This is a genomic window from uncultured Treponema sp. (genome assembly GCF_946187725.1).
Taxonomy (GTDB): Bacteria; Spirochaetota; Spirochaetia; order Treponematales; family Treponemataceae; genus Treponema_D.
Window position 1 is genome coordinate 16,632 of record NZ_CAMHSK010000016.1, and the last position, 22,780, is coordinate 39,411.

Consider the following 22,780-nt stretch of genomic DNA (forward strand, 5'->3'; position numbering starts at 1 on the left):
TGTACTTCAGAAAGATTGAAGACTCATAAATTCAATGCTTCTAACACTTCATTTCATCCTTAAACGCAAGAACCTGTTCCAGAGGAAGCGAAACAGCCTGAGAAATCTGCTCTGGTGTTCCGAGATTCATGCGAAGCAGGTTTTTCGCATTTTCGATGGATTTGGCCTGTGCACCCTCTTTCCGACCTTCTTCTCGCCCCTCTTCCAGTCCTTCTTTCCGTCCTTCTTCCAGACCTTCTTCCCGACCTTCTGCCAGTCCTTCTTCCCGAGCGATTTCTTTTTCTTCATCGATTGTCTGCTGCCATGTCATATAAACCTTCCTCCATTTTTCGTTCTTTTTTGCACGCTCAACCTTTTCTTCGATTGTTTTTGCAAAACGACTTTCCGCGTGATTTCCCTTCAGAAAGTTGAAAAAATCTCTTTCTTCCAATGTTTTAAGTTTATCACAGTCCTTAGCATTAAAAAAGACCTTATAGGTGCGATCGTTGAGGCTCAGATCTCTTTTTTGCCGGCATAGATTTTCAAAGAAATATACAGGCAGGCCTTTATTAAAGATGTCATCGAGACAAATAAATACTATGTAAGAATCTTTCAGTTTGGAATACTTTTCACCTTTTGAAAGATTATCCATATCAATTACGCTCTGGTAATACCGCGCCCGCTTTGGAAGATTTTTTGTATCAGTTGTTTGCATCTCAATATCAAAAATTCTGCCGTCATCCTTTGTGAAAACATCGAACCGCACACTTTTTGATTCGAATCCCTCCTGCATCGTTTTTTCCATCTGAGGAACTTCAAGATGGTCGATTTTGATATGAAGAAGAAGTTCCAAAAGTTCTTTGCATAGTTCCGGTTCACTTTCCAAAATTTTACAGAACAAAAAATTGTCTGCGAATGTAAGTTCTTCCCAGCTTTTTGTTGATGACTTCAGTTTTCCCATAAATAATTTCTCCTTTAAATAAAAAATTCAAAAGACTTTCCTTCGAAATTCTCTATCATATTTATTTGCGGAGAAAATCACTTTTCGGCAGTAACGGCATAAAAAAACTGAAATATTTTGAGGATTTTTTTGTTTTGGAATACGGAAACTGGAGATTTTGGAGATAAGTTCTAAAACTTCTCTTGGGCGTGCCCCGACATCCATGTCGTTACGACAACTCGAAGAGTTGTCGCAGGCTTATCTTGTCTGTTAAGCAATGCGACCTCCGTGTCGCACTGACAGCAAAACAATTTATTTTCTTTTTAATGTCGGGTCGGGCTTTCCGCCATTCCGCTGCCGCTCCAGCCGCTTCCTTCGCTGCGCTCAGTCCAGTGGCCGCCTTCGGCGTGGCTACAATCCCTCACGCAGTCGTCATTCCGAGCCTGTCTCGGAATCTCATTGCAGGTGATGCTGAAACGAGTTCAGCATGACACCACCAAGACGGCATGATACATACCGTCACCCCGAACTCAAGCAAGCACGACAACGCAAGTTCCTGGTTTCGGGGTCCCAGCATGACTAATGCAGCATGCTAGAACTGGCGGATGGCACAGACGAAAAATCTGAATTGTTAAATGGCTAAAAAGCTCGAATCGCACACACGCACTCGTAGCTGCCATACTTGCTCGAATCGACCCAGCTTCCACTGTCGAAAACGAGTAAGTATGCGAAATGAGTGCTGCTGTCAGAAATGTACTGGGTCGACGACCAGTAAATGGTGCTTGCAAACGGACTTGTCCTGCCCAGTGCCGTAAAAGCGTTTCCCACTGCCTCGCGGTTATCATACACTTTCTGTAACTCTTTTTTTGCTGGCAGATACCAGCCGCTTTCAAAGCCCGTCACGCTGTAGCTCGTGCAAAAGTAAAACGCAGGATAGTATTCTTCGCTATAATCATTTATCTTTGCAATCGCATCTGTGTTCGCAGCACCGTCATCTTCGCTTGTCGCATACTCTGCCGACTTGTATGCGACAGCATTTTCAGAGCACCACTTTTTACTTGATGCTGTTTTCAGGCCTACACCAAGCTTTTTCTCTGTGTCAAAAATCACGGCGACCGCCGCCGCTTTCTGTGCATCAGAGAGTTTCAAATTATCGGAATACGCAGTAGCCGTACCGTCATTAAACACTATGTCTCCCACAGCACTTGCGGAAGATTTATCACCCATCTTATCCCAAAGTACTCCGTTCGGCATAATACGCCATGTTACAGTTGAATCTTCAGGCTGAGTAAGTGCGAACTTGCTGTATTCTGTAGAAGTTGTAGAAGATGATGACAGAACATAAGTTGATGTTGAGTATGATGCAGGAGTAATCGTTGCAACAGGTGTTGTCTCGCTAGTGAGAGAACTCAAAATATAAATCACCTTGTATGGCTGATAAGTATTACCAGTATTAGCTGACAGATAAACATCGTTATCACTTGCAATTACAGCACTTCCGCCCATTTTAAGTGAATACTCACCTGAGCCAGAGGCCAGTTCTGCAACATAAACACCGCTTCCGCCTTCAGTTGCACGATTTCCTGTGATTGTTCCTCCAGTCATTTCAAAACTGTCATTTCCGCCAATGTATACACCGCCACCGACATTTGATGAACCGTTGCCAGTAATTGTACCGCCGCTCATGGAAATTCCTGTTCCAAGTCCGCCTGTAATGCAGATTCCGCCACCACCTGCACCATCCGCATTTCCTGTAACGCTGTTGCTGGAAATAGTTCCGCCTTCCATTGTAAAGTAACTCAAGTTACTGTATATACCACCACCGTTTGTAGTTGCATAGTTTCCTGTAATAAGCGTGCCTTCCTGAATTGTAAGGTGTGCGAAGTTGCTTACATTGATGCCACCGCCGTTTTCTGCAGATCCACCTGTAATCTCAAGATTTCTGATAGTGACAGTTGCTGCATTGATTGTAAGTGTAGTTCCGAGGCTTGTTTCTGTAAATCCGCCATTGAGAACATCCTGCGGTTCTCCGCTGACATCAAGACCGTTCAAGCCCTCGAGTGTGATAGATTTTGCGTTAATCGTTCCAGAAATGCTTTGTGCGCCTATTAGAGTTCCGCCTACTAAGATTGTGTAATCTTTTTCACTGTTGTTCATTATTTCGACGGCTTTTTCAATACTTTCGAACGGTTTAGAACGGCTGCCGTCTCCTGTATCGACGTTTCCTTCGTTTTCGCCGACTGTTCCTACATAGATTACACCAGAAGAAGCAGGATCTATTGTTGTTTCCAGTTTTCCATCTTCTGTGAGATACCAAGGATATGTGGTATTAGAAGTTAATTTTTCGTCTGTTACCGCAAAATAATCATATTCCGTTTCAAGATTCACACCGTCAGCTGCTTCAAGAATCTGTAAGCCGGACTGATATTTTTGAGGCGTAATAGTTGCCTTTATTGGATTAGCATCGTCTCCAGTCAATGCACTGTCAACTGTAATTGTTACATTACTTGGCAGATAAACATCGTTATCAGGTGTAATAAGAGCATCTTTACCAATCGTAATTGTTCCTGTTGTTCCTTCATCCAAAGAGCCAATAAATCCAATTCCGCTTCCTGAAGTTCCAGCCGAGTTACCGCTGATTGTACCGCCAGTCATTGTGAACGAAGCAATCTTTGAGCCTGATGCCTGGAGACAGACACCGCCACCGTAGGCAAGCATTGAACTTTCAGGTGTGCCGGTTGCACCTTCTGCATTTAGAGCCTTGTTACCAGAAATTGTACCGCCTGTCATTTCAAATGAACCATCTGCGTAAACAAAGACACCACCGCCGGCAGTTTGAAGTCCTGCCTGTGTTGCCCAAATATAAGCGGTATTGTTTTTAATTTCTCCTCCGCTCATTATAAATGAACCTGATTTAACAGTTACACCAGCACCATAAGTTCCTTTCATTATACTTGTAGTGTTAGAACTGATTTCGCCACCACTCATATTAAAATTTCCACCCGCAACACAGACAGCACCACCCTGACCAATGGAACCTGTATTAGAAATTGTGCCGCCTTCCATATTAAAGATTCCGCCTTCTTTTACATAAACATTTCCATTTGCAATGTAATAATTATCAATAGAAGATCCTGCCTTCATAACAAGCGTTCCGCCGTTTTCGACAGCAATTACGCCATTTGGAGGAAGCGCACCACCGTAGGTACGGGCATTCCCCTTAAACAGGGTACCGCTATCTAAAGTAACTGAACTTTCACTGCCAGAAACATTTATAATTGCACCATCACTTTCGTCTCCTTGTATAGTTACATCAAATTTAAAATTTGATATTGTAACATGAAGGCCGCCTGATACAGACAAAGTTGTAGGATTATCGTTAATAAACGATGAGCGACTGATGCCGCAGCTAGGTTCTTCACCTTCATTTGTCGCTACAGCACCTTGCAATGTAATTGAAGTTGCAGGCACGTTTTCATCAATTGTAATATCAAAATCATCAGTAAAGCCAGTCACTAAAATTGTGTAATCTTTTGAAGAGTCAGCGATTGTTTTAATAGAACTTACTGCACAGTTAATTGATTTATAAGGTGCTGATGAAGAACCGTCACCAAGTTTAATAGTATCATCGGCACCCGTACTTTCATCGATATAAGCATAGTCTGCACCTGTCGAAGCATTAACATAAATATTTTCAGAATTGCATGTCCAGGTTGCATAAAGGGTTGTATTGTTATTAACGAAGGTGTAATCAGAATCTGTAACAGTATTTTCATCATCATCATAATAATCAGCTTCTTTGAAATCTAACGGTGTCATTTCATGAACAGTCGTATATCCAATGGCAGGATTTCCTGTTTCATAAGTTCTTTTGTAATACCATCCGTTAAACAAATAACCATCACGTTCAATAGACGGCAACTCGCTGGCTGTTGCAAAATATTTGCAAGGAATCTTTGTAGCCGACATAGAAGCTGTTCCTTCACCTGTAAAAGTCAAAGTTACATACTTATTCAAACAACCGTCATCATCAATAAACCATTCTGTGCCTGTTTGTTCTCCATCTTCGTCAACTTCTGCTGTAATATGGAAATATTTAGAATTATCGGCAATATTAATGTCACTTTCCTCTTCAACATAAACAAATTTAGCTTTATATAGTTCGTAGTCTGTATTGGAAGAACAGTCAGGTGTCTCATAACAAGATGGTGTAATCGTAACCGAAGCCCCGCTGCCTAGGTTGTCTGCAAGGAAGATTGTTCCATCATAAGCATTGCTTTCCAAATACAAATCATCAATCACAGGAGTTCCCGCGAGGTATATTTTTGAATCACTACCCACATTCACGCCATGTCCAGTAGTTCCTTTTGTAATCTTAATATCTCTTACAGTAACAGGAACACTTGTCGAAATAGTGAGTGCGGTATCTGCACCTGTTACCTCAATTGAATCTTTCGGCTCGTTTGTTGTGCTGTCAATTCCGTTACAGCCCAAAATGGTGATTGAGCTAATTGCTCCAGAGGCAGGGTCTTCAATCGTCTGTGCTTCAGTAAGCGTTCCGTCCACGGCAATATTCCAGTCAATTGATGAATCATTGATATCTGAGATTTTAGCAACTGCGGAAGCAATAGAGCCAAGTGCATTCGTCTTTGAAAATCCTGTATTGTCTGCAAGTCCAGAAGAGGCAACATAGATTGTATTAACAAAGTAAGCGTACAATGACAGATTTCCAGTCGTTCCGCCTGCAATTACCTGCTGATTCTCTCCATTTTCTGCAACACGGCTTTCATCTGTAAATTCTGAATTCGTGTACCATCCGGCAAACAAATAGCCTTCTTTTTCCATAGTCGGAAGCGTGATTGCCTCGCTCTTTCTTGAATAGTTGAGAATCTTCACGCCCTCTGCAAGTTTCCCCTCATCATCATAGTATGTAATCGTGTAAACATCGTTGAGCGTGAGTGAAAGTGCAGCAGTTGTCGTAAGGCCATTGTCTACGCGGACAAAATTTCGGCTTGTGTTGAGAGGTACCGTGTCAGAATTGCGTGTATCATAAATCTCAAACAGAAGATAATAAGTGCCAGTTGAAAGACGAGAATTTTCATCAGCTGCCGCACGGGAATATGTGACATAGAAAGTTTTGTTTGTAGAACTGTTTGAATTTGGTGTCAGTTCTGCCGAAGTAAACTCTTTTGTTTCGATTGTAGTCGTTCTATCATTGCTCATCAGTTTTGCGGTAACTGTATAATCAGAAGCAGATGTAGAAGTTCCTGTGAAAGTGAATTTGATGCTCATTCCGCCGAATGATTCATCTGCTACAAGAGTAAATGCGATTGTAGCCGTTGTGCCAAGCGTAATGTCTTTTGTTGCCTCTCCTGTAAAAGAAGCTCCGTTCAGTTTTGCAGTGAGCGTAAAAGACCATGAACCGGCAGAGCTTAATGGAATGAGTTTTTCGTTTATCAAATCATAGGTCGCAGCCGTTGCAAGCCTTTGTTCAGTACCACCAGCAACCGCACCTTTCAGCACGATGTCCGTGAGTTTTGTAGCAGCATAATCAGTCGTTGCGGGGGCAATGCTTCTGTCAGAAGAAATCTTCATTCCGCTTATGCAAAGATATGTTTTTCCGTCAGCACTTGCACGCGACTTTGTTTCAGAAAAATCTCTACTGCCATCCGAACATGAAGAAATCAGAAAAGCCGCACCAACGACGGCGAGAAGTTTCATTTTCAAAAAGTTCATAAGATTCTTTTTCATCGTTCGTCTCCTAGTTTGCCTTTACCGTGATGTGATATTCGCTTGAGTAATGTGTACCCTCAGAGTCAGCGGCTTCAACTGCAATGTCATAAACACCGATTGACCAATCTGATGTATCGAGGGCGAGTTTTGAAGTGTCCGCACCAGTTTCAAATTCCTGCTCAATGCCATCGAAATACCATGTATAACCCGATGAACTTACTTCTTTTTCAGTAGGCAGCTTTGCCGTAAAGACAAGATATTTTCCTATATAGACTGTAGATGTTGCATAGAAAGCCGTTCCACTCGTGCTTGTAGTGCTGGTTTCATAAGCTTCTTTGTCCGTATAATATCGCGCAGAAAGCGTGATGTCAGAATAGGTCGTATGATCCAAAGTCATCGTGAGCGTGCCAAGCGGAGTGCTGCTCGTGAGTTTTCCGCTTTCATTGATGTACCATTCTGTCGTAGTTCCCAAATCAGCCTTTACTTCGTCGCTTACTGAGAATTTTGCACATTCAGAAGCAAAAGCGTCTGTTTCAAGCCCATCGTTTACAAGAATTGCCATGCTCGGATCGTAGAATCCAGGGGTAAGGCGGACTGCAAAATCGTCACTAAGGCTGCTTGCAATCGTAATTTTTGGATAATATGTTTTTGAGCCGGTCGTAAGATAAATGTCGTGCTTGCTGTCAGCACCTTCAGGAATCAAGACAGAGCCTGAGAGCGTAAGATTATTTGAATTGTCTGAAGCAATATAAATCGCTCCGCCCGCAATTCCAGCTGTATTGTCACGGATTGTGCCGCCTGAAAGTTCAAAAACGCAGTTATTGCTGCGAGAATATCTGATGGCTCCGCCGTAGGCTTCAGTCTTATTGTAAGCGATTGTTCCCGAAGCCATTTTTATGGTTCCAGTAGATTCAATCGCACCGCCGCCATACTGGTCTGATGAAGAACTTGAAGATGTTGTATAGGCTGAATAATTGTAATAAATACCGCCGGTAAGTTTTTCTTCAATAGGATTTCCCTCTGTGTCAGGTTTGTAACCCAGGTAAACTCCGCCACTGCTGGAAATTGCTCCACCACGCCAGGCCTTGTTTCCCCACGCACTGACATGTGTAGTCGTATCATCCGGGATTTTTCCATCTTCCGCAGGCGTAGTGATTTCTTTAGAAGCTACACTTTTTGCATCTTTATCACCGATTACAGCCGTGCCGTACATAAAGAATTTTCCGTTATTGTACACCGCCCCGCCATGACTTAAATCACCGTAAGAATAAAACCTGTAGGCAATATTGTGATTGATTGTACCGCCGCTCATTATGAATATTGAAGTAGTTTTTTCATTGTACACGCCGCCGCCATAAGCAGCATTCAAACCAAGCGCCCTGTTGTGCTCAATTGTTCCGCCTGTCATCTCAAGCGTACCGGCATTTTTTATCGCGCCGCCGCCGCCTTCAGTTCCGTTCCATGCAAAAGTTCCGCTGTCAAACCAGACAAAGCTTCCTTCCGCATTGTAAAGAGCACCGCCAGTTCCGCCATTGTAATAAAGACCGCCTGTAAGTTCTTCCTTTACAGGATTTCCATCCACCCCTCGCTTGTAGCCGAGATAGAGTTTTGCAGAAACCGTACTGTCCGTAGAACTTCCGTTATAAATGCCGCCTCCAGCACTTCCGTAATTTGCCATTTTCTTATTGTTGAAATCTTGGTAAGAAGAAGAATCTGCCGCATAAGTGTAAAGGCTTTCATCCGTTTTTCCGCCGTTTGATTTGTCCCCGATAACAGCAGAACCGTACATATAGAGAGTTCCTTCGTTGTGGATTGCACCGCCCCGGCCGTTCGAAGTATTTCTGTTGCCTGTTACAAGCGCTCCGTCTCCAAGAGAAAGCGTCGCCCCCTGAGCAATGTTGATTCCACCCGCATTTATACTGCTTCCCAAACCGCCTGTAATCTTTAAGTTGGTGATTGTGACTGGAACAGCAGTATTGATGACAAGAACCGTGCCGTTTGAAACACCGTTTGCGTTTCCAGCCTGATTCCTGTTGATTGAATCCTGCGGAAGGCCTGTCGCATCAAGACCTGTCGCACCAGTCAAAAGAATTGATTTTGCATAATTGCTTGTGATTGTTTCAGGAATTGTACTCAGACCATACTTTGCTTCTGTTCCAGAAGTTCCGGCAGGAATACCAGTGACTTCGCCGCTAATCTTAATAGTCCAGACCGCATTTTTTGATTTGAGTGATAAAATTTTCTCACAGGCACCTTCTAGAGTTTTGAACGGCCTCTCCTCCGAGCCATCACCAGTCGAGTCATCGCCTGTGCCAGAAACATAAATCGTGCCGTCAACCCAGCGGGCATAAAGCTTGATGTCTTTTTCAAATTCCGTGCCCGTGCCGATTGACTCAACGCGTTCTGTTAAAGCAGAATCCGTGTACCAGCCGGCAAAAACGAATCCTTCTTTGCTAAGGCCTTCTGTGGGGAGCATAATTCCTGTGTTTGCGTTTCGCTCTTTTTTGAGATCTGATTCCACTCCAGAATCCCAGCTTCCGCCATTAAGCTCATATTCTATAGAATAGATTGTGTTGATGTTCAGAAGTTCGCAGGTGTGTGCAGTCTTGTAGCCGTGAATTCTCACGACATCAATCAAAGAATTCAGTACGGTCTGGCCGTCTGTAGAATAGATTGTGAATTTTACATAATAGGTTCCGTTCGGAACATCGTCTTTTGCGTAGACGGCAGAATAAGAGGCCGCAGCCGGAGTGATGTCCTCAAAAGCAAATGTGTTTCCGTCATCTTCAAAGGCAGTGACTCCTTTGCTTGCGATTGTGAAAAGTCCTGCCTCAATCTTTCCGATTCTGTCAGATTCTGTAAAATTGAGCGTGATTGAAAGGTCGCCGCTCTGGACATAGTGTGTATTAAATGGAAGGGAATTGCCGCCCGCAGAAACTTCTTTGTTTTCGATAGTTCCAGACTGGGTGAGTCTGTAAGAGCCGTTTGCTTTTGAAGTGTATAAAGAAAGCGTAAAGTCATAAGTTCCCTGTTCAACCGAAACATCTTCATCGTCAATCATGAGAAGAATTGCATTTTCCGTGTCAGTTGAAAGCCACTCCTTGACAACAAAAGCCGTTCCGCCCGAAGCACTTTTTGCCGAAAGTTCTGCCTTAGTGATTTGCTCCAGGCTCACATTTTGGGGCATTAATGTTCTTAGCGAAGAATCCTGATTAACAGAAAGTGAAAGGTAAGCCCTGCTGACAGAATGAGATTCAGAAGGGTCTGATAAATCATTACAGCCCGCCCAGAGACACAATGAAAGCACAAGAAATGATATAAGACCACTTTTTCTTAAAAGTTTGAAACGAAATTTTAAATCCATGTAAATGATTATAACGCATGGAATAAAGAATTCTAGACGCTTTCTGGGAAAACACTCATAAAAAAAATCCCCGGCCACATCTTCCAAAGCGAAAAACATAACCAGGGGATTTCAAGATTTTCTGGATTTTTACAGGCATTTATGCCCATGCTGAAAGCTCATCAAGCATTAGTCTGCCAGCGTCAAATCCCCTTCTTTTATCCAACCAATTTTACGGAGAAGAAGACCAAAAGCCCAGCTCAAAACACCAGGAAGAATGAAGCAGATAAGCACAAGTCCGAGCCAGTCAAAGAAAGTCGGTGAAATTGCAACTGCACCGTGCTTCAATGCAGCATCAGACGGAGAGAACCAGCCTGCGATAACGCCAATCTGACCAACAAGACCGCAGGTTCCCATACCTGAAGAAACAGCCGCACCGTTCATTTCGAGTTTGAAAAGACATGTTGCAATCGGACCTGTGATTGCAGAAGCAAGTGTCGGCGGAATCCAGATTTTCGGATTTTTAACGATATTTGGCATCTGAAGCATACTTGTTCCCAAGCCCTGAGAAAGAAGACCGCTCCATCTGTTTTCGCGGAAAGAAAGGATTGCAAAACCGACCATCTGAGCAGAACATCCGGCTACAGCAGCACCGCCCGCAAGGCCTACAAGACCAAGAGCCGCACAAATTGCAGCAGAAGAAATCGGCAATGTAAGAACAACACCGACTACAACAGAAATGATGATGCCCATTACAAACGGATGAAGTTTTGTTGCCCAGACAATGATATTTCCGACTGATGCAGCAGCCATTCCGATGTATTTTGCAGTTAGAACAGTAAGAAGAGCGCCAACAATAATCGTAACGAGCGGAGTCACGATGATGTCAACCTTAGTCTTTTTGCTTACGAAAGAACCGCACTCAGCAGCAATTACTGCGATTACGAGAACAGCGAGAGGACCGCCAGCCCCACCAGTTACATTTGCCGCACTACCGACTGCAACAAGAGAAAAAAGAACGAGAGCAGGAACGCTCATTGCAAAACCGATTCCGATTGCCATAGCCGCACCGACAACATGACCGTCAGTTGCGAAATTTCCGGCATCAACTAAAAACTGGAAGACAGGATTTGTTCCGAGACGGAGAAGCTGCTGCCCCAAAGTCTTGATGATTGTTCCGATAAGCAGGGAAGCAAAAAGTCCCTGAGCCATGCCACTGAGCGCGTCAATAAAATAACGCTTTACATACTTGTTCATACGAACTCCTGATAAAGAGAAAAATAAATAAATGGGATTTTCATTGAGTCACTTGTTGATGTGGACTTAGGAGCGTTCGTGAACTCGTTAGACAGTACATGCTTTTTAAGCGATGAGTCTGCCATCTGTCATCACAATCGTAACATCTGCTTTTATTTGTCAAGAAATGTAACAGAAAAACAAAAAAGAGAAAAGTAGAAAAATGAAAAATAATGCTTTTTTTGTGAAATTTTTCACCGTAAATCGATTCAACAAATCAAACTCGAACTTAGACCTGATTTTTCTCTCTGATTAATCACAAAAATTAAAAATCATGATATAATCATCTGCATGAAAAAAATAGTTTTCGCAATCATTGCTTCAATTCTGACATTCACAGCATTTGGTGAATCAAAATCCTTCACTTACTCCGACCACACGCTCACGGCATATTATGCTCCTTCCGTTCAGCCCGGCGATGCTGTTTTTGTGCGGATTGTATTTGAGACAAAAAATAAAAAACTGATTAAATCTCTCGGAGAATCAGGCGAGGACAGCGGAAAGCTCGCAATATTCCGCGTAAACGATGACGGCACACTTTCTGAAAAAACGACCGCAAAATCACAATTTTATAAAATCGAAAAGATTTCAGACAAAAAGCTTCTGAAGTCCGTTCTTCTGACTGGTGTCCCGATCTCTTCTTATGCGAAGCCCGGCGACTACACGGCAAAAATCACTTTCAAAGCCTTTAATACGGAAGAAAAAACAATTGAACTGCCGGTAAAAATTATTGAAAAGGAATTCGTTTCAGAGACAATTCCGCTCGACGCTGCGAACACTGCAATCAAAACCGACAACAGCGCAAAACGAGCAGACCAGATTAAACGCCTGAACGCAATTCTGGACACGAAAAACTATGATTCAATCTATGATACGAAGGCTTTTGTTCCGCCCACTCCTGCAACCCGAAGAACTTCATTTTTTGCTGACCGAAGGACATTCGCTTACATCAACGGAAAATCTTCAACAAATCTTCATTACGGAATCGATTATGGCGTACCGACAGGAAGCGAAGTACGCTCTTGCGGAAAAGGCAGGGTCGTTATGGCAGAAGACAGAATCTCAACAGGCTGGAGTGTTTGCGTTGAGCATCTTCCAGGCTTGTACTCGCTTTACTATCACATGAGCGAGCTGAATGTAAGCGTAGGCCAGACCGTAAATCAGGGGGATTTGCTCGGTCTTTCTGGGGCAACAGGTCTTGCGACTGGCCCTCACCTGCATTGGGAAATCAGGCTCAACATGGAAGCAGTTTCGCCCGACTTCTTTACAGGTGATTTTGCTTTCGAAAACGAAAGCAAATAAGTTCACTTTTTAAAGGAAAAAGCTGGATTTTAGGCCAGTTTTGCAACTCCGTCACCGCTTTCACAGGCAAAAAATCCTGCGGCATAACCGATTTTTGCAGTGTATTCTTTCTGGACATTTTCAATGAAAGAATCAACCTTGTCTTTGTGAACAAGAGCGATTGCGCAGCCACCAAAACCGGCACCTGTCATTCTCGCACCCAGGCAGCCTTCCTGTTTCTGTGAAGTTTCAGCAAGGGTATCAAGCTCAATTCCCGTTACCTCATAATCTTCTTTAAGAGATTTATGAGAAGCGTTCAAAAGCTCACCGAGCTTCTTCAAGTCGCCGTCTTTAAGAGCAGTTACTGCATCCAAAACACGCTGGTTTTCATAAACACAGTGCTTTACCCTCTTCTGCAAGATTTCATCAGTCACGAATGACTTTACCTCTTCCCATTTTGCAGGGGTGAGTTCGCACAAAGCCTTTATTGCCACGCCATTGTCCTGCAAGATTTTCAGAGCCTGCTCACACTGACTTCTTCGCTCATTGTATTTTGAATCAGAAAGTTTTCGGACTTTGTTCGTGTTCATGACGACAAAGCGGTAATCTCCAAGTTCAAGAGGCGCATATTCATATTCAAGGGTTGCACAGTCGAGTTTTTCAGCAGTGTTCTTTTTACCAGTTGCGATGATGAACTGATCCATGATTCCGCAGTTTACATTCATGAAATTGTGCTCGCTCATCTGACCGAGTTTTGCGATTTCGACACGGCTGATATTGAATCCGAATGTCTCGCTCACAGCATAGGCAAATCCGCACTCTAGGGCAGAAGATGAAGAAATTCCGCCGCCCGCAGGAACATTGCTTGCCATAAGAATTTCAAATCCGCACGGGAATTTGTAGCCCTGTGATTTCATCTGGCTCAAAATACCGTTCAAATAGTTGGCATAATCGTTCTTTTTGTCGTAAACGAAATCGTCATTGATGTCGAATTCGTAAGTTCCAGGGAAGCGCGCATCATTGTAGACGATTTTTGAATCCTCACGCTTTCGGATGGCAACATAAAGATATCGGTTAATTGCAGCAGGGAAAACCTTTCCGCCATTGTAGTCAATATGCTCACCAATGATATTGATTCGTGCCGGTGAAGAGAACACAGCCACATCAGCTGCATTTCCACCATAAAGTTTTACAAAAGCCGGCACCAGCTCATTCACATCATATTCTTTTTCAGTTAATCCCATAATCTCCTCCAGGATGAAACTTTTTATTTTTAATGTACAATTTTATTGACTGGTTTTCAGTTTAAAAACTGTTTTATGCCAGTATTTTTCGGAAGGGCGCAAAACGCAAGAAGGGAAAGACGGTTCATTTATTGCATTTGGGAAGCGCTCTGTCTCAAAGCAGATTCCGTCGTGCATTTTCTGATTGACTCCGCCCTTTCCTTTTCCGCCGAGGTAATTTGCCGTGTAGACATGAACGCCCCGCTGATTCGTAAAGATTTCCATTGAAATTCCGCTCTCATCAGAAGAAAGGATGCCCACACGAGCCAAGTGAGTCTCATCGGCAGAAGTCACAAAGCAATGGTCATAACCAAACGGTTTGTCTTTCCCGTTTACGGCAAGTTTTTCGATTTCAGCGCCGACTTTCTTTTCTGTTCTGAAATCAAAAGGCGTACCTTCAACATCGAAAATCTTTCCGCTCGGAGCAGAATCCGAAGCACTTTCAAGAACCTTGCAACAATCAAGTTGCAGGCGATGATTCAAAACCGAGCCGGTTCCGTTGAGGTTAAAATAAGCATGATTCGTCAGGTTGATTGGAGTCGCGCCATCAGTCGTTCCTGTGTACTCAAAAATCAGCTCATTTTTCTCTGAAATCTTATAAATCACGCACAAGTCAAGATTTCCAGGAAAGCCCTGCTCACCATCCGGACTTTTTCGTGTGAATTTTACGCCGATGCCTTCAGAATCAGAATATTCTTCGCCTTTCCAAAGCATTTTTTCGTAGCGGGTGTCTCCACCGTGAAGGCAGTTCTGACCGTCATTTTTTTCGAGAAGATATTTTTTGCCGTCGAGAGTAAATTCTCCCCCACGGATGCGGTTTGCCACACGACCGACAATCGCATTATGAGCCTGCATTCCTCTCTTCCATTCAGAAAGCGTGTCATAGCCCAAAAGGATGTCGACTTTGTGACCATTTTTATCGTTCACAAAGAGATTCGTAATCGTGCAGCCAAAATCCATTGCCGAAAACGAAATTGTTCCGTTTGAAACCGTGTAGAGAGAGATTTCGCCGTCAAGTTTTTTGCATTCAATCATAAAACTTATAATTTCTCGATGAAGCGCATGAATGAAGCTTTGCCTTCGTCACTGTATTTGTAAACGCCGGCATGTTCAAGAACCTGAGAGAATACAACGCCGATTTCTTCTTTGAGAACAGAATCAACTTTTTCTTCGGTCATTGAAGCAAAATCATATTTCTGACAAAGCTCCTTGCACCAGTCAGCATGTTTTGAAAGATTTTCATCACTGGAAATATCCTTGCCGCCACGCAATGCAGCGTTCAAATCAGCAAGTTCTGTTTTGAGACGGCCTGGCAAAATCGCAAGTCCCATGACTTCGATAAGACCGATGTTTTCCTTTTTGATGTGATGAAGTTCTGCATGAGGATGATAGACTCCAAGCGGATGCTCTTCGGTTGTGATGTTGTTGCGAAGAACCAAATCAAGCTCAAACAAATCGCCTCGTCTGCGTGCAATCGGGTTTAATGTATTGTGCTTTTCGCCATCAGTTTCTGCAAAGATAAAGGCCTTTTCGTCTGAATAAACACGCCACTTCTGAAGGACATGCTCTGCGAAGTCAACAAGGCGCTCTTTTTTAGCACAAGAAACACGGATAACGCTCATCGGCCATTTTACGATGCCGCATTTGAGGTCCTCAAAGCCTTTGACAGTGAATTCCTTTTCAACAGGAGCCTTTGCCATCGGGAATTCGTAGGCACCGCCCTGAAAATGGTCATGTGTGAGGATTGAACCGCCGACAATCGGCAAATCTGCGTTGCTTCCGATTGTGTAATGCGGAAATTTGTCAACGAAATCAAGAAGTCGCTCGAAGGTCTTTTTTGAAATGAGCATAGGACTGTGCTCAAAATTGAAGACAATGCAGTGCTCGTTATAGTAAACATAAGGTGAATACTGGAAGCCCCATGTTTCACCGGCAAGAGTGATTGGAATGATTCTGTGGTTTTCGCGTGCAGGATGATTTACACGGCCCGCATAGCCGACATTTTCCTTACACAAAAGGCATTTTGGATAACCGGCCTGCTTCATGAGCTTGGCAGCGGCGATTGCCTTAGGATCCTTTTCTGGCTTAGAAAGATTGATTGTAATATCCATGTCGCCATAAGGAGTCTTTGAATTCCATTTTAAATCCTTGCAGACACGGTAGCGGCGGATATAGTCAGAATCCTGAGAGAGTTTATAGAAGAAATCGGTAGCCTCTTTTGGAGATTTTTCATAAAGCTCATTGAATTTTTTTGTGATGTTGCTCGGGCGGTCAATCATTACGCTCATAAGGCGGGTATCGAACAAATCGCGGTAAACCACGCCCTCGCCGCCAGTCAGTTTGTGTTCTACGGCATAATCAAGGATTTTTGCAAGAATATCCTCAAGGTCAGAAATCTCGACATCTGGAACGGCAAATGCGTCGTCATCATTTTCAAAACCGTCAAGATTCAAAAGAAGAAGAAGCTGGTTCTTAACGAACACCAAATCTTCCTTCTCAAAAAGCCCTGCCTTCAATCCATAGGCAGAGAGTCGGTTAATTTCATTGTAAATGCTCATAGAGATTATTGTGCAACCGATTGCTCAATTTGTCAAGATTTTTAATTTTTTTTTTGCAAACTGCCATGAAAAAACGGCTGCCTTTTTAAGAGTGACAGCCGCAAAATTGACTTACCGGGCCTTTGAAAGCGTATCGATTCGGTTAATCAAAGTCAGAGGAATGTAAACCTTGCCTTCATGCAAAATCCATCCGCTTTCCCTACGGACTCCGCCGAAATTTTCAGCCTTATCGTACATTGAAGTTGCAGTAACAGAAACAACCTGCTTTCCGTTTATTTCATGAATCTGCGTTCCGATTCCAACAAAATGAAGATTACCGCCAGTCTTTCCGCTCCTGTCATAACAGACTTGAGCGATTACCGCACTTGCCCCGGAAGATTTTTCAATCGCAGAAAGCACATGAGTGATGTTTGACAAATCTTCCATTGCAGTCAGTGATTTTCTTGCATCATCGGCTTTTGGTGCACAGTGAAAGAGCTCCCCGAATTTTCCGCCGGGAGAATATGCAGAATCGTGTGCAATGGTAAGCATTCCGTTAACAAAGTTTTTTGCTTCCGTAACATCAGCTTTTGCAGTAAAAACATTTTCACGCGAAAGGCCAAAGGCATCATCAACTCCCTTCCATGAAACATTTCCGCCGTTAAAACAATCTTTGAGCGAATTCACATAATCATTCGTGACACAAGTCCCTGTAAGGGCAGTCAATGCTTCCGCAAGTGCCGTAACAAGACAGCCATAACTTGCGGCATATTCCGTTTTATCAGAAAGCACCAGCCCCGAATTGCTGTATTTGAAGTCATACTTTGAATCTCCAAGAAGAGCGTCTCCCATATCCTGCATTTCCTGCGGATTCATAGGAAGTGAATAAAGTCCGTCCCGATCGTAAAAAGTCACAGGATTTCCCTGACAGTAAGCATACCAGTTCACGCCGTCTCGGGCAGGATCCACTGAAGAAAAACGGGCAAGTTCCGGCTCATAATCACGATAGCCAAAATCATAAATTCCTGCTTCCTTATCAAAGCTCTTTCCGGCAAATGCAAAATGGCCAAAATCAGCAAGCGGCGTTCCAAAAACATCATACTCATACTGATTCAAAAGCGAAGAAAAAGATAATTCTGACCTGACAGATCCTGCTTCATCCGTCATCAAAACAGAATTAAATTCACCACGCGAACTTCCGCTTGAAATGTAAGATAAAAGCATTCCCCTCTCATCATAAAGAGGATGCGTCGCAAAAGGCTCATCAGATGATTTTTTGACCTCATAAAATCCATCTTCTTCAATCATATCATCGATAAAGACATAACGCCCTGAATGATTAGCATTTGACTTTGAAAGGCCTGACCTTGTGTTTTTTGAAGAGGCTAACTCATCTGAAAATAAAGCTCTTCTGCTCGAAGAAAAGATTTTGGGCGAAAGAGCGATATACATATTCCTGTAGGAGCCTGATTCACTTGAAGAAGTATCACTTCTTCGGAAAAGAGCATCATAATCATACAGATGCACACAGTCCGAATCATCGAGAAAACTGTGGCTTGAAATCTTTTTGAGACGGTTGAAGGGACTGTATTCATAAGAAGCTTGTGTAAAACAGCTCTTTTTTTCAATCATATTTCCGTTTTTATCATAAGAAGCAGAAGCCCCATTCCCCCAGGAGACAAGCCTGTTTTCACTGTCATAGGAATATCGAATCGTATTGTAAGGATTTGTTTTGGACTTAAGGTTATTGTTCAAATCATAGTCAAAAGACTCAAACAAAACGCACTGATAAGGCTTTACCTGATAGTTACCAAGACCAATCTGTGAGCAAAGAAAGCGCAGTTTTTCATATTCATCAGCAGAAAAGGAAAGCTCAGATATTTTTTCATTTCCTGAAAGATAATGAAGGCCCGCATCAGCGCATTCATATTTCATCTTTTTTGCCAAAGAATCAGAATATGGATAAGAAACGAGCGAAAGCCGCCCGAAAGTGTCATAAGAGTAGGCCGTTACGGATAAATCCGAATTCAGGGAGAAAATCTTTGCTCCCCGCTCATCATAAACTGCACCGTCAACGAATACAGGCTGCAAATCAGAAGAATAACCTGTTTTCAAAATCAGACGACCGTTTTTATCATATAAAGACTTAATGCTTTCACCAGAATCGTAAACACGGAGTATCTCGCGGCCGCATTTATCATAAGCAAAGCGAACCGAACATGTCACCTTTGAGCCTGATTCAAAAACACAGTCCGAAACTTCAAGAAGCTCCCGATTTTTTCCCCAGGCGTACGAAATAGTCCTTTGCTCCGAGCGGATTTTCACGAGATTTCCGGCCTCATCATAATCAAAGCTAAGCTTATCCTTTCCGTCAGAATTACACTGAGCACACAGAAAACCTGCCCCATCGTAAGAAAAGCACAGTTCTAAATCATTAGAGCTCGCTCTGGTCAGATTAGACGATGCATCGTAAAGGTAAGAAAAACTTTCTCCATCCGAAAAATCTATCCTGCACGAAAGCAAATCCTTTCCATATGAGATTTTCCTGCTGTTTCCCTTGAAGTCACTTTCGGCTTTTAGTAAACCGTCACTGCCATAAGAAAATTCCTGCACCGAAGAAAGTGAATTCTTGTGGCGAAGAAGCCTTGAAAAAGAATCATGCTCGTAATAATTAGAATTCCCCAAAGCATCTGTCAGAACACAAGTCTTTTTCTTATCATCATAGACGGCTTTTTTCAGCAAGACACCGTTCCGGCTAACAGAAACAAGACTTCCCCTCTCATCATATTCATACTGCTCAAGGACAAAAAAGGGCCGCTCAGCACAGGACTTCACTTTTCCATCAGAGTCGTATGATTTTTGCCACAAAAGCCCTTCTCCATCATAACACTCGCAGCAATTGGAATTTTCATCGTATGAATAAGAAAGAAAGCTTCCGTCCGGGAATTCGATTTTCGATACGAGATTTTTTGCATTCCACTTTTTTCGCAGTTCCGAGCCATAGGCATCTTTTTCACAGATAACGCGTCCAAGCACATCGCGGAAGAATTTCTTTTCGTTTCCATTTCCATCGATATATGAAATAACTTCATTAAAAGCGTTCACAATGAAAGCTTCCTTGTATTTTCCGCCCCTTATGTGAAGGATTTTGCGTTCAGAATAAAGCCATTCATCTTCGCTTACGAGCTTGCCTGACAAATCAAGAATCTTCTCCGACAAGATGCGGCCAGCCCTATCATAAGAGCGGATTTTGCTGCCTGAAACAGAAGTGATTTTCACCGGATTTTTGAACTCATCGTAAAAATATTCAGTTTTTCGTCCACTTCCGTACATTACTGACTTCAAGCGGCCGTCCGGGAAATATGATTTTTTTTCTGCGGCATCAGAAAAAAGCCCCTGTTTTTCACCTTTATATGAACATAAGCCCGAAACTGAATCATAGTCATATTCGTAAAAGCCGCCGAAGCCGGAACTTTTTTCAATAAGCCTTCCTGCAGGAGAATAAAGATTTTCCATGACGGTCTTTCCATTAACTCTTTCAAAAATGCACCGTCCGTTCAAGTCAAAACTCTGCTCAAAAACACTTCCGTCACTTCTCTTTATTGAAGAAATCCATCCTTTTTCGCCGTAAAATCCAGAATATTCAGTGAGGGCAACAGAACCTGAAAAGCATCCGTTTATTTCATCGTAAAGCCCCGTTCTTTCAGATGAAAGCTTTCCGCCATTGCCGTATTCAAATTCGCTTGCGAAATTCTGATTTGAGGAAAGAAAATCATGAAAAACCACCCTTTTTGCACGCCCGGCTTGAGTGTATTCAAAAGAGTTAATTCTGCTTTTTTCGACCTTTTTTCCCATCGAGTCAATTCCAGATATGAAGACTGCAACACAGTTTTTGTTTCCGTCATATTCGTAGGAATAAGTTCTTGTCTCACCTGTAATTCTGTCACTTTCTGTGCGGGAAAGAAGCAGCTTTCTGTTCGAGTATTCTTCTATAATATCAAGGCCGTCACTTCTGGAAGACATGATTTTGTGCGGTGAATAAGAATAAGTCGTTTTCCGTGCGAGGGCATCTGTAAAAGAAGCAATCCTGTTTTGAGAGTCATATTCAAATTTCTCTGTTTTTGAGGCAAGAAACGCACCGGGCGCAAAAAGTGCTCTTTTTGTTATGTTTGAACGGCTGTCGTAAGTAAAACGAAGCTCATTACCACAGCAGTCTCTTTGTGAAACCAGAAGACCGTCTTCATTATAATCAAAATGAAAAAGTAGCTCACTGCCCCGGAACAAATCTGTCATAAGTCCATCAGCATCATAAAGGTAATTCTGCACGATTCCGTCACGGTCAGTGTATGAGCTTAACGAAGAATCATTGTAAGACCAAATTTCACGGCTCGTGTCAGGATAGATTTTCTGACATAGGTTACAAGCTGAATCATAAAGGAATTCCGTTTTTCCAGAATTATCCGTCTTTGACAAAAGATTGCCGTCAGCATCATATTCATAATACGCGAAGTATGAATCCGCCCGTTCTTCACGCACAGTCCTTCCCCGCTCATCATAGACAAAAACAGAAGTCACGCCATCATGGTCAGAATAAACTGTAGTTTTCTCAGGAATATTATAGTAGAAAGATTCATAAAAACCTTCCTCGTTTCGAGTCCTGACAGTCCTTTTTTTTCCGTCAATTTCCTCATATTCAAAGCAAACACAGCTGTTGTCCGCCTTAATCTGAGAGGCAAGCATTCCGCCAGAATATGAAAATCTTTTTGTATCTCCCTCCCAATCGCATACAGAAGATAAAAATCCGTCCTCATAAGCATAAGCCACGCGGCGGGAAGTAAGACAATCCTTTACCGAAAGAAGATTTGTGCCATTCCATTCAAAAGCAAGGGATTTCGTGCCGTCCAGAGAAATAGAATCCAGACGGGATTGAGCATCATAAGAAAAATCAACGCGGCCGCCGTTTTTGAAGGTGAAGTAAAGCGGAAGGCCTTCCATTGAATAAAAGCGTTTTTCGCAGGTCAAAAGATATGATATACAGTAAAGATTATCAAAAACAGACAGAGAGACATGAGCATTCTTAAAAGCAGGATTTAGTGAGTAAGAGCCGTCTTCCTGCTTTTCAAATACAAGAAGACCGCCATTGTCCTGACAGTAAAAAACAATTCCGAGTCCCGCCCTTTGAGCAAGTTTCGCGGCATAACCATAATCAACGGCTCTGTTCAGATTCCGCTGTGTCTGGCTTCTTTCGACATAATCTTTCACAAGAGAATATTCCGATTCCGCAGCGGCAAGAATTTCCTGCATTGACGCATACAGGTCAGAAGTTTCGGAATCCTCGTCAAGATACTCCGACATCTTGGATTCATGGCTTTTAAGTTCTTCCATATAATTTTCCCATGCAGGAAGAGAATCAATGAAATCACTGCTGTATGCGCCTATAATCCTTGTTTCAAGATTAGAAGCCCATCCTGAACCGAAAATGCCTCCTTTTACTTCATCACGAGAAGCTTCGAGCGAAGAGTAATGCCTCGTGATTTCAAACGATGTTTGTTTGCCCCGGACGCGAATATCACTGTCATCAATGATAAAATCCCCGGACGCAAAAATCACAGGGTCGCCCGCATGATAGACGGTCTTTCCCTCGCGGTTTGTAATCACACCGAAATTTGATTTTTCGGACACCGACCACTGATAGCCAGTTTTCGCACATATCTCATCAAGTTCCTCTCTCAATGAAGCAAGGATTGATTCAAGCTCCTCGATTTTCGTGACATTATCGCCGGCAATTTTTGCCTCATCAAGTTCCTTCAATGCCTCAACATAGCGGGAAAGCAGTTCTGACAGCGATTCACTTGCGGTCTTGTTAACCATGTCCTCGAAGAATTCTGCGATTCGATTCTCTACATCGGCCTTAAAATCAGGATCATCGCTGTAAACGCCGTCATAAGTATAAATGAAGTTTCCGTCGTCATCGTATACATCATCAACTGAAATCACGACAAGATTTCCGTCCACATCAGAAACAAGGGTATGGGTTTCCCAATCAACAGTGTTTTCATCGCCCCAGTCAATGTCATCCCACCAGGAATTTGCTTCCTGTCCGTAAGTCGCAGGCGTTCCATCCCAGCCGTCAGGGTCTTCCTGTCTCTCGGCAAAATAATTATCCCAGTCTTCATCGGTGAAATTTGCAAAATCAGGATATGAGCCAGAATCATCGTCGTCGTCATCATCTTCATAATCATCGTCATCATAAACCGACCAGTCGCCCCAATCATCATTTGTCCAGCCGTCATCATCATCATCCGCATGGATGTAAAAAGGTGAAAAAACAAACATAATTGCCAAAAGCAGGGCCAAAAAACTTTTTTTCATATTCATACATCTCCCT

9 protein-coding genes are annotated in these 22,780 nt (G+C 42.9%); 1 reads left to right on the plus strand and 8 read right to left on the minus strand.

What is annotated here, in order from left to right; all coding sequences use genetic code 11:
• Positions 1–40: 40 nt before the first annotated feature.
• The 4 genes from Q0Q74_RS07715 to Q0Q74_RS07730 form a co-directional block, all read right to left on the minus strand.
• Positions 41–940 carry an Rpn family recombination-promoting nuclease/putative transposase gene (locus Q0Q74_RS07715; RefSeq protein WP_294429771.1) on the minus strand — a complete coding sequence of 300 codons (900 nt, stop codon included), beginning with the start codon at positions 938–940 and terminating at the stop codon, positions 41–43.
• Positions 941–1,558: 618 nt separating this feature from the next.
• Positions 1,559–6,670 (minus strand): InlB B-repeat-containing protein, encoded by a 5,112-nt coding sequence (locus tag Q0Q74_RS07720; protein ID WP_294429772.1) that lies wholly within the window; start codon positions 6,668–6,670, stop codon positions 1,559–1,561.
• 10 nt (positions 6,671–6,680) lie between these two features.
• Positions 6,681–10,016 carry an InlB B-repeat-containing protein gene (locus Q0Q74_RS07725; RefSeq protein ID WP_294429773.1) on the minus strand — a complete coding sequence of 1,112 codons (3,336 nt, stop codon included), beginning with the start codon at positions 10,014–10,016 and terminating at the stop codon, positions 6,681–6,683.
• A 168-nt stretch (positions 10,017–10,184) separates the two neighbouring features.
• A complete protein-coding gene (locus Q0Q74_RS07730; protein ID WP_294429774.1) occupies positions 10,185–11,252 on the minus strand; it encodes a PTS transporter subunit IIC in 1,068 nt (355 codons plus the stop codon).
• 330 nt (positions 11,253–11,582) lie between these two features.
• Here Q0Q74_RS07730 and Q0Q74_RS07735 point away from each other — a divergent pair, with 330 nt between their 5' ends.
• Entirely contained in the window at positions 11,583–12,593 is a 1,011-nt protein-coding gene (locus Q0Q74_RS07735; protein WP_294429776.1) for a M23 family metallopeptidase, read from the plus strand.
• Between the two features lie 29 nt (positions 12,594–12,622).
• On the opposite strand, the gene Q0Q74_RS07740 is transcribed toward Q0Q74_RS07735, so the two are convergent.
• The 4 genes from Q0Q74_RS07740 to Q0Q74_RS07755 all read right to left on the minus strand — a co-directional run bounded on the left by Q0Q74_RS07740 (position 12,623) and on the right by Q0Q74_RS07755 (position 22,764).
• On the minus strand, positions 12,623–13,816 hold the full coding sequence (locus tag Q0Q74_RS07740) for a galactokinase (protein WP_294429777.1): 1,194 nt from the start codon (positions 13,814–13,816) through the stop codon (positions 12,623–12,625).
• A gap of 42 nt (positions 13,817–13,858) precedes the next feature.
• A complete protein-coding gene (locus Q0Q74_RS07745; RefSeq protein WP_294429778.1) occupies positions 13,859–14,890 on the minus strand; it encodes an aldose epimerase family protein in 1,032 nt (343 codons plus the stop codon).
• A 5-nt stretch (positions 14,891–14,895) separates the two neighbouring features.
• A complete protein-coding gene (gene galT, locus Q0Q74_RS07750) occupies positions 14,896–16,413 on the minus strand; it encodes a UDP-glucose--hexose-1-phosphate uridylyltransferase (protein ID WP_294429779.1) in 1,518 nt (505 codons plus the stop codon).
• A 111-nt stretch (positions 16,414–16,524) separates the two neighbouring features.
• Entirely contained in the window at positions 16,525–22,764 is a 6,240-nt protein-coding gene (locus Q0Q74_RS07755) for an RHS repeat-associated core domain-containing protein (RefSeq protein ID WP_294429780.1), read from the minus strand.
• Positions 22,765–22,780: the final 16 nt, after the last annotated feature.